16 protein-coding genes are annotated in these 17376 nt (G+C 69.5%); 10 read left to right on the top strand and 6 right to left on the bottom strand.

All coding sequences use genetic code 11. From position 1 onward, the window contains the following. Positions 1-92: 92 nt before the first annotated feature. Positions 93-1655 carry a helix-turn-helix domain-containing protein gene (locus ELQ94_RS05850; RefSeq protein WP_127048136.1) on the bottom strand — a complete coding sequence of 521 codons (1563 nt, stop codon included), beginning with the start codon at positions 1653-1655 and terminating at the stop codon, positions 93-95. Positions 1656-1759: 104 nt separating this feature from the next. Next, on the bottom strand, positions 1760-2794 hold the full coding sequence (locus ELQ94_RS05845) for a zinc-binding dehydrogenase (protein ID WP_127048134.1): 1035 nt from the start codon (positions 2792-2794) through the stop codon (positions 1760-1762). A 266-nt stretch (positions 2795-3060) separates the two neighbouring features. On the opposite strand from ELQ94_RS05845, the gene argC reads away from it, so the two are divergent. From argC to ELQ94_RS05805, 8 genes are all read left to right on the top strand, one after another. Beyond that, positions 3061-4107 (top strand): N-acetyl-gamma-glutamyl-phosphate reductase, encoded by a 1047-nt coding sequence (gene argC, locus ELQ94_RS05840; protein ID WP_127048132.1) that lies wholly within the window; start codon positions 3061-3063, stop codon positions 4105-4107. After that, positions 4104-5255, top strand: coding sequence for a bifunctional glutamate N-acetyltransferase/amino-acid acetyltransferase ArgJ (gene argJ, locus ELQ94_RS05835; protein WP_127048130.1), 1152 nt, complete (start codon positions 4104-4106; stop codon positions 5253-5255). Before argC ends, argJ begins: the two co-directional genes overlap by 4 nt. Further along, on the top strand, positions 5255-6166 hold the full coding sequence (argB, locus tag ELQ94_RS05830) for an acetylglutamate kinase (RefSeq protein WP_127048128.1): 912 nt from the start codon (positions 5255-5257) through the stop codon (positions 6164-6166). Before argJ ends, argB begins: the two co-directional genes overlap by 1 nt. Continuing rightward, positions 6163-7344 (top strand): acetylornithine transaminase, encoded by a 1182-nt coding sequence (locus ELQ94_RS05825; protein ID WP_127048126.1) that lies wholly within the window; start codon positions 6163-6165, stop codon positions 7342-7344. Before argB ends, ELQ94_RS05825 begins: the two co-directional genes overlap by 4 nt. Positions 7345-7369: 25 nt before the next feature. Beyond that, positions 7370-8293, top strand: coding sequence for an ornithine carbamoyltransferase (gene argF / locus ELQ94_RS05820; protein WP_127048124.1), 924 nt, complete (start codon positions 7370-7372; stop codon positions 8291-8293). Between the two features lie 73 nt (positions 8294-8366). Beyond that, positions 8367-9803 (top strand): argininosuccinate lyase, encoded by a 1437-nt coding sequence (gene argH, locus ELQ94_RS05815; RefSeq protein WP_127048122.1) that lies wholly within the window; start codon positions 8367-8369, stop codon positions 9801-9803. Beyond that, positions 9800-10402: a DNA-3-methyladenine glycosylase gene (locus tag ELQ94_RS05810; RefSeq protein WP_127048120.1), complete on the top strand. Its 603-nt coding sequence runs from the start codon at positions 9800-9802 to the stop codon at positions 10400-10402. Before argH ends, ELQ94_RS05810 begins: the two co-directional genes overlap by 4 nt. A 66-nt stretch (positions 10403-10468) precedes the next feature. Beyond that, the gene (locus ELQ94_RS05805; RefSeq protein ID WP_243696886.1) at positions 10469-10819 is read left to right on the top strand and encodes a VOC family protein; all 351 of its coding nucleotides are present in this window, start codon (positions 10469-10471) and stop codon (positions 10817-10819) included. Between the two features lie 118 nt (positions 10820-10937). Here the strand turns inward: ELQ94_RS05805 and ELQ94_RS05800 are convergent, their stop codons facing one another. Then, positions 10938-11522, bottom strand: a complete 585-nt coding sequence (locus tag ELQ94_RS05800) for a hypothetical protein (RefSeq protein ID WP_127048118.1) — start codon at positions 11520-11522, stop codon at positions 10938-10940. A gap of 4 nt (positions 11523-11526) precedes the next feature. Continuing rightward, positions 11527-12171, bottom strand: coding sequence for a DNA-binding protein (locus ELQ94_RS05795; RefSeq protein ID WP_127048116.1), 645 nt, complete (start codon positions 12169-12171; stop codon positions 11527-11529). 99 nt (positions 12172-12270) lie between these two features. Here ELQ94_RS05795 and tyrS point away from each other — a divergent pair, with 99 nt between their 5' ends. Next, positions 12271-13566 carry a tyrosine--tRNA ligase gene (tyrS, locus tag ELQ94_RS05790; protein ID WP_127048114.1) on the top strand — a complete coding sequence of 432 codons (1296 nt, stop codon included), beginning with the start codon at positions 12271-12273 and terminating at the stop codon, positions 13564-13566. Positions 13567-13692: 126 nt separating this feature from the next. Here the strand turns inward: tyrS and ELQ94_RS05785 are convergent, their stop codons facing one another. Together ELQ94_RS05785 and ELQ94_RS05780 are read right to left on the bottom strand one after the other, a co-directional pair. Continuing rightward, positions 13693-15345 carry an alpha-amylase family protein gene (locus ELQ94_RS05785; protein WP_127048112.1) on the bottom strand — a complete coding sequence of 551 codons (1653 nt, stop codon included), beginning with the start codon at positions 15343-15345 and terminating at the stop codon, positions 13693-13695. Continuing rightward, positions 15342-16313 carry a TIGR03885 family FMN-dependent LLM class oxidoreductase gene (locus tag ELQ94_RS05780; RefSeq protein ID WP_127048110.1) on the bottom strand — a complete coding sequence of 324 codons (972 nt, stop codon included), beginning with the start codon at positions 16311-16313 and terminating at the stop codon, positions 15342-15344. The genes ELQ94_RS05785 and ELQ94_RS05780 overlap by 4 nt, the downstream gene beginning before the upstream one ends. A gap of 160 nt (positions 16314-16473) precedes the next feature. On the opposite strand from ELQ94_RS05780, the gene ELQ94_RS05775 reads away from it, so the two are divergent. Continuing rightward, entirely contained in the window at positions 16474-17376 is a 903-nt protein-coding gene (locus ELQ94_RS05775; RefSeq protein ID WP_127048108.1) for an NUDIX hydrolase, read from the top strand.

Raw genomic sequence — 17376 nt, 5'->3', positions numbered from 1 at the left:
CCCTCTTACAGTGACTCCTCGTCGAGGGCTACAGATACGCGTCGAGGGCGCCAGGTGTACCTGGCGCCCTCGCTCGGGAGTAGCCCTGTGGGTTAGTCGCGGAAGGACTCGATGGAGGCGCCCAGGGAGATGAGGCGCTCCTGGAGCTGCTCGTAGCCGCGCGCGATGATGTCCACGTTGCGGAGGACGCTCGTGCCCTTGGCCGCGAGCATCGCGAGCAGGATCACGACGGCCGGACGCAGCGCCGGGGGGCAGCTGACCTCGGCGCCTGACCAGTGCGTCGGTCCCGAGATGTCGAGGCGGTGCGGGTCGCGCAGACGCACGTTCGCACCGAGACGCGTGAGGTCGGTGAGGTGGATCGCGCGGCCTTCGTACACCCAGTCGTGGATGAGAGTGTCGCCCGTGGCGCACGCCGCGATGACCGCGAAGAACGGCAGGTTGTCGATGTTGAGGCCGGGGAACGGCATCGGGTGGATCTTGTCGATCGGGGCGCGGAGCTCCGACGGGTGCACCGTGACGTCGACGAGGCGCGTGCGCTCGTTCTTCGCGAGGTACTCCGGCGTGATGGTGTACTTCAGGCCCATCTCGCTGAGTGTCGCGAGCTCGATCTCCATGAACTCGATCGGCACACGCGTGACGGTGATCTCCGAGTTCGTCACGATGCCGGCCGTGAGGAGGCTCATGGCCTCCACGGGGTCCTCACCGGGCCAGTAGTCGACGTCCGCGTCGATGTGCGTCTTGCCCGTGATGCGGAGCGTCGTGGAGCCGATGCCCTCGACCTCGATGCCGAGCAGCTGCAGGTAGAAGCAGAGGTCCTGCACCATGTAGTTGGGGCTCGCGTTGCGGATGACGGTGACGCCGTCGCGCACGGCGGCGGCCATGATCGCGTTCTCGGTGACGGTGTCGCCGCGCTCCGTGAGGATGACGGTGATCTGCTCGTCGGACTTCGGGGTGACCTTGGCGTGGTACCAGCCCGCGCCCGCCTCGACCTCGAGCCCGAACGGGCGGAGGGCGATGAGGTGCGGCTCGACCGTGCGGGTGCCGAGGTCGCAGCCGCCCGCGTAGGGGAGCTCGAACTCGGTGAAGCGGCCGAGGAGCGGTCCGAGGAACATGAGCACGCTGCGCGTGCGGCGGCCGGCTTCCTCGTCGATCGCGTCGAGCTTGACCTTCTCGGGGACCTTGATCTCGACGTCGTTGCCGTCGGCCGACCACGTGACCTGCACGCCGAGGCTCCGCAGGACGTCGATGATCCGGTCGACCTCGACGATGCGGGCGACGCGGTGGAGGCGGGTGGTGCCGCGGTTCATGAGGGCGGCGCACAGGAGGGCGACCGCGCCGTTCTTGCTGGACTTGACCTCGATGGAGCCGTGCAGCTTCGCGCCGCCCTGGACGCGGAGGTGCGATCCCTTGCGGGTGTCGCCGAACGTCACGATCTCGCTGTCGAGCGCCGCGCTGATCCGGCTGAGGAGGTCGAGGCTCATGTTCTGCCCGCCCTGCTCGATGCGGTTGATGGCGCTCTGGCTCGTGCCGACGCGCTCCGCGAGCTGGGACTGCGTGAGTCCCTTGCCCTGGCGGGCGCCACGGATGAGGGCTCCGACTTCGCGGAGCGGGGCGGTGGTCGTGGGTAGCGTGGTTACATCAGTCACGTCGCCCATCGTATCTCAGATGTGAGATGAAATCGTGAGGATGGTGCATTCAGCGGCTCTCGGCGTGTCCGCTGGACACGTCGGATGCCGCTCCGTGACGTTCGAGCGCACAATCACTCCATCGGGTGGACGACCCGGATCCCCGTCGGCGGTGCCGAATCCGTGCGGGGGAGCAGTCGGGCCGCCTCGTCCAGACCGACGCTTCCCGCCACCAGATCCTGTGGGCGGAGCGCCCCGCCCGCGACGAGGGCGAGCATCTCGTCGTAGTCGCGCGCGGCCATGCCGTGGCTTCCGAGCACGTCGAGCTCCCACCCGATGACACGATCGAGGGGGAGCCGGGGCACCTCCGTGGCAGCGAGGAGGCCGACCTGCACGTGGCGGCCCCGCCGGCGGAGCGATCGGATCGCCGAGGTGCTCGTCTCGGCCGTTCCAACGGCATCGACGGAGACGTGGGCGCCTCCGGAGGTGAGGGAGGCGACCTCCTCGGCGACGCCCGACGAGGCGAGCGCCGTGTGCTCGGCGCCGAGCGAGCGGGCCAGGTCGAGCGCGTCGGCGTTGCGGTCGATGGCGACGACGCGCGCACCGAGCGCGCGCGCGATCATGATCGCGCTGAGTCCTACGCCGCCGGCGCCGTAGACGGCGACCCACTCGTCGGCGCGCACGTGCGCGCGCGCGTGAACGGCGCGGAAGGCCGTCGCGAACCGGCAGCCGAGGCTCGCTGCGGCGTCGTCGTCGAGCGCGTCGGGGACGGAGACGAGGTTGGCATCCGCCGCGTGGATCACGACGAGCTCCGCGTGGGATCCCCACTGCGTGAAGCCGGGCTGCGTCTGGTTCGGGCACACCTGCGCGTTGCCACCGAGGCACCACTCGCACTGACCGCAGCCGCACACGAAGGGCGCCGTGACCCGCTCGCCGACGTGCCAGCGCGCGACCCCGGCACCGACGGCCTCGACGACCCCGACGAACTCGTGGCCGGGGACGTGGGGGAGGGTGACCATGTCGTCGCCGTGGGCCCAGGCGTGCCAGTCGCTCCGGCAGAGTCCCGAGGCGCCGACCCGGATGAGCACGCCGCCGTCCGGAGCCGTGGGGGCGGGTACGTCGCGTACCTCGACGGGGCCTGCGAAGGCGTCGTAGACGAGGGCTCTCATGGGTCTCAGGCTATCCCCGACGAGATCGGCCGACCCCGTCGGAGGCGCCACTCCGTGCGGCGCGGGATTCGCGCTCCCCGCCGGGCGAGTAGTACGCTTGCCCGCATGGCTTTCCTCGCACGCAGCTTCTCCGCACTGGGCTCCGCCCGTGCGCTGCGTCGACGCCTTGTTGACGAGCGACGATAGGCGACGCCGGGAGACCCGACAGGGGTCCGAGACGCGTCGCCCGACCTCCGACCGTTCGTCTCGATCAATAAGGTAGATCCATGTCATTCTCCGTGGCCGTCGCCGGTGCTTCCGGCTATGCGGGAGGCGAGTTGCTCCGGCTCCTCGACGCCCATCCCGACTTCGACATCCGCACCGTGACGGCGCATTCCAACGCCGGTCAGCGCCTCGGTTCGGTGCAGCCGCATCTGCGTTCGCTCGCCGACCGCGTGCTCGTCGACACGACGCCCGAGACCCTCACCGGTCACGACGTCGTCTTCCTCGCGCTCCCTCACGGCAAGTCGGGGGAGGTCACCGCGCACCTCGACTCCTCGACCCTCGTCGTGGACTGCGGAGCCGACCACCGCCTCGTGAACGACGAGGACTGGGCCGCGTTCTACGGCGGCGACTACTACGGTGCGTGGGACTACGGGGTACCCGAGCTGCCCATCGAGGCCGGGCGGAAGCAGCGCGAGCGCCTCGTGGGTGCGACGCGCATCGCCGCCCCCGGTTGCAACGCCTCGGCCGTCGCGCTCTCCCTCGCCCCCGGTGTCGCCGCCGGCGTCATCGAGGCCACGGACATCGTCTCGGTGCTCGCCGTCGGGCCCTCGGGTGCCGGCAAGAGCCTCAAGCTCAACCTCCTCGCGAGCGAGATCCTCGGAAGTGCGAACCCCTACGCCGTCGGCGGCACGCACCGTCACATCCCCGAGATCGCCCAGAGCCTCAAGGCCGCGGGCGCCGGCGACGTCTCGATCTCCTTCACCCCCGTGCTCGTCCCGATGTCGCGCGGCATCCTCGCGACGTCGACGGCGCGCATCGTGCCCGGCACGAGCGCTTCCGACGTGCGCGCCGCGTGGGAGGACGCCTACGCCGGCGAACGCTTCGTCGAGCTCCTGCCCGAGGGGGAGTTCCCTCGCACGGCGGACGTGATCGGCGCGAACGTCGCCCTCCTGGGGCTCGCGATCGACGAGGCCGCCGGACGGGCCGTGGTCGTGACGGCCGTCGACAACCTCACCAAGGGCACAGCGGGTGCCGCCATCCAATCGGCGAACATCGCGCTCGGCATCGATGAATCCACCGGACTGAGTGTGAACGGAGTGGCACCGTGAGCGTGACCGCAGCAGCAGGATTCGAGGCCGCCGGAGTCGCGGCAGGACTGAAGTCGACGGGAGCCCTCGACCTCGCGATCGTCGTGAATCGCGGGCCGCAGAGCGACGCGGCCGCCGTGTTCACGAGCAACCGCGCGAAGGCGAACCCCATCATCTGGTCGCAGCAGGTCATCGGCGACGGCACCGTGAGCGCGATCGTGCTCAACTCGGGCGGGGCGAACTGCTTCACCGGCGCTCAGGGGTTCCAGACCACGCACGCCACGGCCGAGGCCGTCGCGGACGCCCTGTCGGTGTCCGCCGGCGACGTGCTCGTGTGCTCCACGGGTCTCATCGGTGACCAGCTCGATCTCGGGAAGCTCCAGGACGGCGTGGCGCGCGCCGCGCAGTCCCTCGCCACCGATGGAGGAGACGACGCCGCGCTCGCGATCATCACGACCGACTCGAAGCCCAAGCAGGCGACACGTTCGGCCGACGGTTGGACGATCGGGGGGATGGCCAAGGGAGCCGGCATGCTCGCTCCGGGCCTCGCCACGATGCTCGTCGTCGTCACGACCGACGCCGCCGTGCCCGCCACCGAGCTCGATGCGCACCTCCGGGCCGCGACCCGCGTGTCCTTCGACCGTCTCGACTCGGACGGCTGCATGTCGACCAACGACCAGGTGACGCTCCTGGCCTCGGGAGCCTCGGGCGTCGTGCCCGACCCGGCAGCCTTCCGCGCTGCCCTCACCGAGCTCTGCCTCGACCTCGCCGCACAGCTCCAGGGCGACGCCGAGGGGGCGAGCCACGACATCGCGATCCGCGTCGTCGCCGCCGCGACCGAGGACGACGCCGTGGAAGTGGGACGCTCCGTCGCCCGCAACAATCTCTTCAAGGCCGCCGTGTTCGGCAACGACCCCAACTGGGGCCGCGTCCTCGCGGCCATCGGAACGACCGCGGCCGAGTTCGACCCCTACGCGGTCGACGTCTCGATGAACGGCGTCATGGTGTGCTCGAACGGCGGACCGGACCAACCGCGCGACCTCGTCGACCTCACCGGCCGCGCCGTCGACGTGCTCATCGACCTCAAGACCGGTGACGCGAGCGCGACGATCCTGACCAACGACCTCACGCACGACTACGTGCACGAGAACAGCGCGTACTCCAGCTGATGTCGACGATCGATCACGCTCCCATCAGTCAGGCCGAGGCCATCGCCAAAGCCGAGGTCCTCATCGACGCGCTCCCGTGGCTCGTGCACTACTCCGGTGCCACGGTCGTCGTGAAGTTCGGCGGCAACGCCATGGTCTCCGACGAGCTCAAGGCCTCGTTCGCCGAGGACATGGTCTTCCTCCGGCTCGCCGGCCTCCGCCCCGTGGTCGTGCACGGTGGCGGCCCGCAGATCTCCGCCCGCCTCAAGGAGCTCGGCATCGAGAGCGAGTTCAAGGGCGGCTACCGCGTCACGACCACCGAGGCGATCACCGTGGTGCGCGACGTGCTGCGCGATGAGGTCAACCGCGACCTCGTCGACCTCATCAACAGCCACGGGGACCTCGCCGTCGGACTCTCCGGCCAGGACGGCGACCTCTTCGGCGGCCGCCGGCGCGGCGCGATGGTCGACGGTTCGATGGTGGACCTCGGTCACGTCGGCGACGTCGTCACCGTGAACACCGGCGCGGCCGTCGATGTGCTCGACGCGGGCAAGATCCCGGTCATCTCCTCGATCGCTCCGGACACGGACAACCCGGGGCGCCTCCTCAACGTGAACGCCGATGCGGCCGCTTCGGCGCTCGCCGTGGCGCTCGGTGCGCGCAAGCTCATCGTGCTCACCGACGTCGCCGGGCTCTACAGCGATTGGCCGAACCGCGACTCGCTCGTGTCCCGCATCGACGCCGACGAGCTGCGGGCACTCCTGCCGCGACTCGAGTCCGGCATGATCCCGAAGATGACGGCGTGCCTCGAGGCCGTCGACGGGGGAGTGGAGAACGCCGCGATCATCGACGGTCGTCTCCCGCACTCGACCCTCCTCGAGGTGTTCACCAACAAAGGAATCGGAACCGAAGTCGTGAGGGGCACGAAATGAGCGAATGGAAGCAGCGCGTCGAGAGCGACATGATGCGCACGTTCGGACCCACGCAAGCGCTCCTCGTGCGCGGCGACGGCTGCTGGGTCGAGGACTCGGACGGCAAACGGCACCTCGACTTCCTCGGTGGTATCGCGGTCAACTCGCTCGGACACGCCCACCCCGTGATGGTGGAGGCGATCTCGCGCCAGGCCGCGACGCTCACGCACGTGTCCAACTACTTCTCGACGCCGCCGCAGCTCGAGCTCGCCGACCGTCTCAAGCGGCTCACGGGTGCGGGGGCGGCCGGGCGAGCGTACTTCGGCAACTCGGGCGCCGAAGCGAACGAGGCCGCCTTCAAGCTCGCCCGGCTCAACAAGGGCCCGAATGGCACGAAGTGGAAGATCCTCTCCCTCGAGAACTCGTTCCACGGGCGCACCATGGGGGCGCTCGCCCTCACCGGGAAGCCGGCGCTCCATGCGGGCTTCGAGCCGCTTCCGGGCGGCGTCGAGTACATCGAGTCCACGGTCGAGGCGCTCGAGAACGCGATCGACGACTCCGTCGCCGCGCTCATCGTCGAGCCCATCAAGGGCGAGGCGGGGGTGCTGCCGCTTCCCGACGGTTTCCTCGAGGCGGCGAGGCGCTTGACCGCCGAGCACGGCGCGCTCCTCATCGTGGACGAGATCCAGACGGGCGCCGGGCGCACGGGCGAGTGGTTCGGATTCCAGCACGCCGGGATCGTGCCCGACGCCATCACTCTCGCGAAGGGCATCGGCGGAGGCTTCCCCATCGGCGCGCTCGTCACGTTCGGTCGCGCATCCGAGCTGTTCTCGCCCGGACAGCACGGCAGTACCTTCGGCGGCAACCCGCTCGCGACAGCGACGGCGAACGCCGTGCTCGGCGAGATCGAACGCGCCGGGCTCGTGGAGAATGCGCGGGTGCGCGGTGAGCAGATCCGTGCGCTCATCGCGGAGATCGGCTCGCCGCTCATCCTCGAGACGCGTGGCGCCGGTCTCCTCATCGGTGTGGGGCTCGCCGAACCTGTGGGTCCGGCCCTCGTGCGCTCGGCTCTCGACAACGGACTCATCATCAACGCGCCGAACGACCGCAGCCTCCGGCTCGCGCCCCCGCTCATCGTGGGCGACGCGGAACTCGCCGAGTTCGACGCCCGCTTCCGCGCCGCTCTCGCGGCCCTCTGACCCTTCCGACCGAAAGCAGTATCTCGTGACCCGCCACTTCCTCCGTGACGACGACCTGACCCAGGCCGAGCAGAGCGCGATCCTCGACCTCGCCCTCGAGCTCAAGAAGGACCGCTTCTCGCACAAGCCGCTCGCCGGCCCGCAGACCGTCGCCGTCATCTTCGACAAGTCCTCCACGCGCACCCGCGTCTCCTTCGCCGTCGGCATCGCCGACCTCGGCGGGGTGCCGCTCATCATCTCCACGGCCAGCAGCCAGCTCGGTGGCAAGGAGACGGCCGCCGACACCGCTCGCGTGCTCGAGCGTCAGGTGGCCGCGATCGTGTGGCGCACCTTCGCGCAGGCCGGACTCGAGGAGATGGCGGAGGGGACGACCGTTCCCGTCATCAACGCGCTGTCCGACGACTTCCACCCGTGCCAGCTCCTCGCCGACCTGCTGACGATCCGCGAGCACCGCGGCGCGCTCGCCGGCCAGACCCTCACCTTCATCGGGGACGGGGCGAGCAACATGGCGCAGTCGTATCTCCTCGCGGGGGCCACAGCAGGCATGCACGTGCGCGTCGCCTCGCCCGACGGCTACGGCCCGAACGATCGGGTGGTCGCCGACGCGGACGCCCGCGCCCGCGAGACGGGCGGTTCGGTCGCCCTCTACACGGACCCCAACGAGGCCGTCGCCGGCTCCGATGTGGTCGTGACCGACACGTGGGTGTCGATGGGTAAGGAGGAGGAGAAGGCGAAGCGCCTCACCTCCCTCGCCGCCTACCGCGTGGACGCCGACCTGATGGCCCTCGCGAAGGCCGACGCGGTCTTCATGCACTGCCTGCCCGCCGATCGCGGCTTCGAGGTGACGGAGGACGTCATCGACGGCCCGCAGAGCATCATCTGGGACGAGGCGGAGAACCGCCTCCACGCCCAGAAGGCGCTCATGCTCTGGCTGCTCGAACGCGCCTGAGCACCGGTCGGCCCCGGGTCGGCCATCCCGAACGATACGACGAGACGACACCCGCAACGCGGAGGGAACTGACATGGCTGACAATCGCGCTGGAGAGGCCGGAGCACTCTGGGGAGGACGGTTCGCGAGTGGACCGTCGCCCGAGCTCGCCCGCCTCAGCAAGTCCACCCACTTCGACTTCGCGCTCGCGCCGTACGACATCGCCGGCTCCACGGCCCACGCGAAGGGGCTCGCGGCGGCGGGGTACCTCACCACCGAGGAGCTCGCGGCGATGCGCGACGCGCTCGACCGGCTCGCGGCCGCCGTGGAATCCGGCGAGTTCACCGCGGACGAGGGCGACGAGGACGTGCACTCCGCCCTCGAGCGCGGGCTCATGGGCTTCGCCGGCCCCGAGCTCGGCGGAAAGCTGCGCGCCGGCCGCAGTCGCAACGACCAGATCGCGACGCTCGTGCGCCTCTACCTCCTCGATCACGCCCGCGTGATCGCGACGGAACTCATCCGCCTCATCGACGCGATCGCGGCGCAAGTGGAGGACCACGCGACGGCCGTGATGCCGGGGCGTACCCACCTGCAGCACGCGCAGCCCGTCTTGCTCGCGCACCACCTGCTCGCTCACGCGTGGCCGCTCGTGCGCGACCTCGAGCGCCTGCGCGACTGGAGCCACCGCGCCTCCGCCTCGCCGTACGGCGCGGGCGCGCTCGCCGGGAGCTCCCTCGGTCTCGACCCGCAGCTCATCGCCACCGAGCTCGGCCTCGATCGCCCGACGGAGAACTCGATCGACGCGACGGCGGCGCGTGACGTCGTCGCCGAGTTCACTTTCATCACCGCGATGATCGGCATCGACCTCTCCCGGTTCGCCGAGGAGATCATCCTGTGGAACACGCGCGAGTTCGGTTTCGTCACGCTCGACGACGCCTATTCGACGGGCTCGAGCATCATGCCGCAGAAGAAGAACCCCGACATCGCCGAGCTCGCTCGCGGTAAGTCGGGTCGCCTCATCGGCAACCTCACCGGATTGCTCGCGACCCTCAAGGGCCTCCCGCTCGCGTACAACCGCGACCTGCAGGAGGACAAGGAGCCGGTCTTCGACTCGGTCGAGACACTCGAGGTGCTCCTGCCGGCGTTCACGGGCATGGTGGCGACGCTCCGCTTCGACACCGAGCGCATGGCCGAGCTCGCGCCGCAGGGCTTCTCCCTCGCGACCGACGTGGCCGAGTGGCTCGTGCGCGGTGGTGTGGCGTTCCGCGACGCCCACGAGATCTCCGGAGCGCTCGTACGGTTCTGCGAAGAGCGGGGCATCGATCTCGACGAGCCGAGCGACGAGGACTATGCCGGTATCTCTCCGCACCTCACACCCGACGTGCGCGGCGTGCTGACCGTGGAAGGCTCGATCGCCTCCCGCAACGGTGCCGGGGGAACGGCGCCGACGCGCGTGGCCGAGCAGCGTTCGCTGCTGACCGAGCGGGTCGCCGCCCTCGCCCAGGCGCTGGGGACGACGCCCGCTCGATGACCGAGTTGGAGCGGGTGCTCGCTCTGCCGGCGCTGGACGCGGCACCGCTCCTGCTGGGATCCGTCCTCCGACGCTCGAGCGCCGAGGGGGTCGTCGGCGTGCGGATCACCGAGGTCGAGGCGTACCTCGGTGTGGGGGAGGACCCCGGTTCGCACGCGTTCCGGCGGCGGTCGCCGCGGAACGCCACGATGTTCGGTCCGCCCGGACGCCTCTACGCCTACTTCACCTACGGAATGCACGTGTGCGCCAACGTCGTGTGCGGGCCGGAGGGTTCCGCGTCGGCGGTGCTGCTGCGCGCCGGGGAGATCGTGGAGGGCGTTGAGCTCGCCCGAGCGCGGCGACCGGCGGCGACGCGCGATCGGGATCTGGCCAGGGGCCCGGCTCGCCTCGCCTCGGCGCTCGGTATCGCACTCGCCGAGGACGGCGCCCCGCTCGATGCGTCGCCCTACGCGCTGGAGCTGGGCGGGCTCGAGAGCGATGTCGTTTCCGGCCCACGGACAGGTGTGAGCGGCCCGGGTGGCGGGCTGGACTTCCCGTGGCGGTTCTGGATCGACGGCGATCCCAGCGTCTCTCCGTACAAGCGGCATCCGAAGGCCTGAGCTTCCGGCGACGGACGTGGATTCTGGGGTCTTGACCCGCGCGGCGGCGCTCACTTGACTGTCGTCATGGCACACGTGGAGCATTTCGAGATTCCCGCGGACGACGTCGCCCGCGCCACCACGTTCTACGAGACGGTCTTCGGCTGGACGACCGAGAAATGGGACGAGGACAACGTGATGATCTCGCCGACCGGAGACGGGATCGGCGGAGACATCCACAAGCGCGAGGCGCTCGCGCATCCCACGGTCGTGATCACGGTCGATCGCATCGAGGACACCGTCGCCTCGCTCGTGGCGAACGGTGGCCGAGTGCTCGGCGAGATCCAGCCGCTCGGCGAGACCAGCCGCTGGGTCTACGTGGAGGACTGTGAGGGCAACACCATCGGACTCTACGACGAGACCGGCACCACGGCCTGACTTTCAACGATCGGCCGGGTTTCCTCTGTTCCGCCAGGTCGAAGGCTGCAGATGCGGGTCGAGGGCGCCAGGTGTAGCTGGCGCCCTCGCTCGGGAGTAGCCCTTTGGGGTGGGGTCGTCAGCGGACGGCGAAGACGAAGAGGCCGGCGGATGCGGCGGCCCATACGATGCTCGCGAGCGTGCCGATCATGAAGCGCTCGCGCGTCTCCGCCTCGGCGAGCTCGGTGAAGCGGCCGACGCCCTTGATCGCCACGACGATCGCGATCGCTTCGGGGAAGCCCGCGATGAGCGCACCCGCGATGGCCGCGCGTTCCAGGTAGCCGATGGCGAGTCCACCGCGCAGCACCTCCCGCGGGGCGCTCGCCGTGGGCGTTCCGCGATCCACCATGATGCCGCCGTGCGCTCCGGGATGCACGCTGCCCTGTGTTGCGAGGTCGAGGGCGAAACCGGCGGCGGGGGATCCCCCGATCACGGCGAGGGCGAACGACGCGACGCCGAGCAACAGGGCCACGAACAACGGCGGTTGGGGCGACGGGAGGGCGACGGTGATGAGACCGACGGCGAGCAGCACGGCGGACACCGAGATGAGGGCGTTCCTCTTGAGCGTCACCGTGAGGACGGCGGTGCCGAGGGCCGCCGCGGCGAAACCGACGGTGGACACCCAGTAGAGGACGCTCGCGAGCGTGCTGTCGAAGAAGTCCATCGGCTCATGCCTCCGTCGTCGTGTGGGCGAGCATCGTCGTGTGATCGAGCATCGCGAGCAGCCTAACGATCGCCTCCGACGCGGCGAGCTCCTCCCGACTCGATCCGGTGCGCGCCCGCATGCTGACGGCCCCCTGCGTGATGCCGAGAGCGGAGGCGGCCCGGGACTGCGTCGCGCCCGCCGCGAGCAGGTCGTGGACCTCCCACCCCTTGTCCGTGCGCTTCTCGCGCAGTGCGAGGACCACGGTCATGAGCGCCTCGACGTCCTCGGCACGGACGGCGAGCGGGTCGGGGGCGGGCTCGGGCTCGACGCGCAGGGCGAAGCGGGACGGGGTGCGCTTGGCCGCATCGATCGCGGCACGGGCGGCGAAGAACGCCTCGCCCGTGGACGCGCGCGTGGAGTCGCCGAGGGGGAGCCGGACCGGTCCGATGCCCACTCCGATGCTCCAGCGCCCGTCGCGGGACAGCTCGAGGACGAGTCGGTAGGCGGTGTCTGCGTCGTCCGTGAGGGCCTGGATCTCATCGCCCGCTGTGCGTTCGGCGGGGAGGAGGAGCCCCTCGGGCGCGATGGCCTCGATGCGTGCGAGGGCGGTGCTCACGGCGTCGTCGTGCGACCGGCTGTCGACCTGGTCGGCGGTGATGACGAACATGATGAATAAGCCTCCTGGCTAATATGTATGCAATATTAGCTCAGAAGCTGATGGCGCGCGAGTATCAGGTGGACCGGAGCCCGCTGATATCGTGAGGCGGTGATCAATCCCGTTCTCCACACCCAGCAGAATGACGCCTCGTTCGAGGACATCTGGGACGAACTCGTCTGGCGTGGCCTCGTGCACGTCTCGACCGATGCCTCGTCCCTCAAGGAACTGCTCGCGGGAGAGTCGATCACGTATTACTGCGGCTTCGATCCGACGGCGGCGAGCCTGCATCTCGGCAACCTCGTGCAGCTTCTCGTGATGCGCCGCCTGCAGCTGGCCGGTCACCGTCCTCTCGGCCTCGTCGGCGGCTCCACCGGTCTCATCGGCGACCCCCGACCGACGGCCGAGCGCACCCTCAACTCGCCCGAGACGGTGGGGGAGTGGGTCGCGAACCTGCGCGCCCAGGTGGAGAACTTCCTGAGCTTCGAGGGTGACAACGCCGCCACCATGGTGAACAACCTGGACTGGACGGCTCCGCTCTCGGCGATCGACTTCCTCCGCGAGATCGGTAAGCACTTCCGCGTCGGCACGATGCTCAAGAAAGACGCCGTGAGCGCGCGCCTCAACTCCGACGAGGGCATCAGCTACACCGAGTTCAGCTACCAGATCCTGCAGGGAATGGACTTCGTCGAGCTGTACCGCGCCTACGGCTGCGTCCTGCAGACCGGCGGAAGCGACCAGTGGGGCAACCTCACGAGCGGCATCGATCTGCTCCATCGCATGGAGCGTGTGGACGCGCACGCCATCGGCACCCCGCTCATCACGAACTCCGACGGCACCAAGTTCGGCAAGAGCGAGGGCAACGCCGTGTGGCTGAACCCGGAGATGACCTCGCCGTACGCCTTCTACCAGTTCTGGGTCAACACGGACGACTCCGACGTCATCGCGCGGCTCAAGGTGTTCACGTTCCTCGACCGCGCGGAGATCGAGCGGCTCGAGAAGGCGGTCGCCGATGAGCCGTTCCGGCGCGAGGCGCAGAAGCGCCTGGCCCTCGAGGTGACGACCCTCGTGCACGGAGAGGCCGCCACCCAGGCGGCGATCGACGCGTCGGCCGCCCTCTTCGGCAACGGCGACCTGACGTCGCTCGACGAGGCGACCCTCCGCGCCGCGCTCTCCGAACTCCCGAACACGACGACGGAGGCCGGTACGCCGATCCTCACTCTCCTCGTGGAGACGAGCCTCGTGCAGAGCCTGAGCGAGGCGCGACGCGCTCTCGCGCAGGGCGGGGTCTACGTGGACAACACGAAGGTCACCGACGAGGACGCCGTCTTCACCCCGACCCTCCCGGGCGGCGTCGCGGTGCTCCGCCGCGGCAAGCGCACCCTCGCGGGCGTCTTCTCCGCCTGATCCCTCTGGGATCTTGCGTACGCAACTCCCATCTGCGGGTGAAATTACACCAGCGGTGGGGAACTGCGTACGCAAAACCAGGAGAGGGAGACGGACCTGGGTGCGTCGGGTCCGGAGGGCGGCCTCCTACGTGAGGCGCTTCTCTCCCGGGCTCACGACGCGCAGCCACCGATGCCCGTAACCCTCGAGCGGCACGTCGAGCCGGCCTCTCTCGTCGGGCACGAGGACGTGGTCGTGGAACAGGTCCACCACGCGCGTCTCCGGCTCGATCCGCTCGAGCGTGATCGGGACCGTGTGCGCCTCGGAACCGAGGTTGTGCACCGCCACGAGGTAGCCCGTGTCCGTGCGCAGCGAGTGCGCGAGGACCGCGTCGTATGGCTGCTCGAGGAGCGCGAATTCGCCCCAGCCGATCTCCGGTGAGTTCCGGTACGTCTGGATGAGCGTTCGCATGAAGGTGAACAACGACGAGTCGACGTGGCGCTGCTGCGCGGCGTTGACGTACTCGGGACCGAAGCCGCCTCCGGTGACCGCAGTGACGAGCTTCCGTTTCGGAGCGGACGAGAATCCGCCGTTCTCCTGATCCGACCACTGCATCGGAGAGCGCACCGACTCGCGGCCCGGGAGGTCGAGGTTCTCGCCCATCCCGATCTCCTCGCCGTAGTACAGCACCGGGGCGCCGGGGAGGGCGAACATCAGGCTGTAGACCATCGCGAGGCGGCGCGGGTCGCTGTCGATGAGAGGGGGAAGCCTCCTCCGGATACCGCGACCGTGCAGTCGCATCGATTCCTCCGGCGCGAACTGCTCGAAGACGAACCCGCGCTCCTCCTCGGTGAGCTGGTTGAGGTTCAACTCGTCGTGGTTGCGCACGAAGTTGCCCCACTGGTTGCTCGACTCGAGGGCCGGGCGCGAGAGCAGCGACGCGGCGATGGGGCGTGCGTCCTCGCGGGCGAGGGCGAGGTAGAGCGCCTGATTGGTGACGAAGTCGAACTGCATCGTCAGGCCGTCGCCGTCTTTATCGCCGAAGAACTCGAACTGCTCGTCGTGCGGCAGGTTGACCTCGCCGAGGAGCATGCCCGTGCCGCTGCGACGGCCCACGTACCGGCGCAGAGTGCGGAGGAAGTCGTACGGGTCGTCCGGGGTGTCGTCGTCGAGGAGGTAGGGCACGGCGTCCACGCGGAAGCCGTCGACGCCCAGCTGGAACCAGAAGCCGATGATCTTCGCGATCTCGTCCCGCACGGTGGGGTTCGCGGTGTTGAGGTCGGGCTGGTGCCGGTAGAACGAGTGGCGGTAGTACTGCCCCGACTTCTCGTCGAGGAACCACGTACCCTCCTCCGTATCGGGGAACGCGTTCTCCTTCTGGTTCTTCGGGGGCTCGTCGCGCCAGCGGTAGTAGTCGCGGTACTGGTTGTCCTTGCCCTTGAGTGCCTCCTTGAACCACGGGTGCTGGTCAGAGGTGTGGTTGACGACGAGGTCGACGATCACCCGGATACCGCGGTCCTTCGCCGTGCGGAACACCTCGACGACGTCGCCGAGGTGCCCGTAGCGGGGATCGACGCCGTAGTAGTCGGTGATGTCGTAGCCGTTGTCCTTCTGCGGCGACGGGTAGAACGGCGCGAGCCACAGACACGTGACGCCGAGCTCCGCGAGGTAGTCGATGCGGTGGGCGAGCCCCTCGAAGTCGCCGACCCCGTCGTCGTTCCAGTCGAGGTAGGTCTCGACGTCGAGGTTGTAGACGACTGCGGTCTTCCACCACAGGTCGCTGGTGTCGGTGACCTTCATGCGCGTGCCTCCATGCTGAGCTGGGGGAAGACGTCGTTCGACATCATCTCCAGGAAGAAGTCGTGTTCGGTGCCCACGTTGTGCAGGTAGACGCGGTCGGCGCCGCAGCGCTCGAGCACCGCGATGTGCTCGAGGAGCGGAGCGGCCTCCGCGGTGATGAACACGGAACCCTCCACGTCCTTCGGCTCGACGTACCGGGAGGCCTCGTCGAACGCCTCGGGCGTCTCGAGATCCCAGCACAGCGGCGGGTTGAAGATGTTGGAGGCCCACTGGTCATAGGCCTCGGCGAGAGCCGCCTCGCGCGTCGACGCGACGCTGAGGTGGGTCTGCACCGTGACGTCTCCCGTGCCGCCGGCGTCGCGGTACGCGCCGATGACCTGGCGCAGCTTCTCCTCCGGCTGGGCGATCGTCGCGAGGCCGTCGGCCCAGGAAGCCACCCAACCGGCGGTCTCCTTCGTGACGGCCGCGCCGACGAGCAGCGGCTGCACCTCGGGCAGGGAGTAGACGCGAGCGCGGTCCACGGTGACGTGACCGCGGTGCGACACCTCCTCGCCGTTCAGGAGGGCGCGGATGATCGTGACGCACTCGAGGAGCCGCTCGTTGCGCTCGGGCTTCGACGGCCAACGCTCACCCGTGATGTGCTCGTTCATCGCCTCGCCGCTGCCGAGCGCTGCCCAGAACCGGCCGGGGTACAGCTGGCCGAGGGTCGCGATCGCCTGCGCGATGATGACCGGGTGGTAGCGCTGACCGGGCGCGTTGACCACGCCGAAGGACATGTCGGTGCCCTCGAGGGCGGATCCGAGCCACGACCAGGCGAAGCCGGATTCCCCCTGCCGGTGGCTCCAGGGGGCGAGGTGGTCGGAGCACATGGCGGCGGTGAATCCCGCCTGCTCCGCCTTCTTGGCCCAGTCGAGAAGGGCGCGCGGCCCGATCTCTTCGTGGGAACAGTGGAATCCGTACGTCGTCATGCTCGGCTCTCCAGGGGGTCGGGGACGGCGGTTACCTCAGCCTCGCGGATCCGCGCCGCGCGAGTTGGGGGTTGCGGTCGAGGATTCGGAGCGGAATCCGGGTGTCACTGGAGGACATTCGTCGTGCGGGGAGGGCGTTTCCATGAAAAGCTGAAGGACGATGAATTCCGGTCCTGTAGACACTCCGCCGCGGCGCGGTTCCCCCGAAAGCGGCGACGGTTGGGTGGAGGGTCCCGACGGTCGACGATTCTGGGGCCTCTTCGGCGCGGCCGGCCTGCTCGCATTCGATCGCGAGCGTGGCATCCTGCTGCAGCACCGGGCCGTCTGGTCGCACTTCGGCGGCACGTGGGGACTTCCCGGCGGCGCTCGTCACCAGGGCGAGTCGGCCCTGCAGGGAGCGTTGCGCGAGGCCACCGAGGAGGCGGGCGTGCCGCATTCCTCCGTGCGCGCCCGGCTCTCAAGCGTTCTCGACCTCGGGTTCTGGAGCTATACGACCGTCGTCGTGGACGTGCTCGAACCCTTCGACGCCGAAGCGACCGACCCGGAGAGCATCGAGCTCAAGTGGGTGCCGATCGCCGAGGTCGACTCCCTCCCGCTGCACCCCGGGTTCGGCGACGCCTGGCCGGCTCTGCGCGAGTCGCTCAAGCGTCGAGCCACCGTGATCGTGGACGCTGCGAACGTGGTGGGATCCCGGCCCGACGGCTGGTGGAAGGACCGGGCGGGAGCCGCCGAGCGCCTTCTCGGGTCGGTGTCGACGCTCGCGCGCGAGGGAGTTCCGGCGCCAGCGTTCGACCTTCCGGAGTCATGGTGGTGGCCGCAGTTCGTGGTGGTGCTCGAGGGGGATGCCCGCGAGGCGCAGGCCGCGGAGGCGGAGCGCGTCTCCGTCGTGCCTGCTCCGGGCAGCGGTGACGACGAGATCGTGGCGCAGGTGCAGCACGCATTCGACGCCGGGGCGGAGCACGTCGTCGTCGTGACGGCCGATCACGGCCTGCAGCGGCGCGTCGAGCGCATGGGTGCGGGCTTCTCCGGCCCGCGGGTGCTGCTGGAGCTCAGCGGCTACTGA

Source organism: Labedella endophytica, assembly GCF_003990045.1.
GTDB lineage: Bacteria > Actinomycetota > Actinomycetes > Actinomycetales > Microbacteriaceae > Labedella > Labedella endophytica.
The sequence above is the reverse complement of the archived record's forward strand: the minus strand, read 5'-3'. Positions and strand labels throughout refer to the sequence as shown.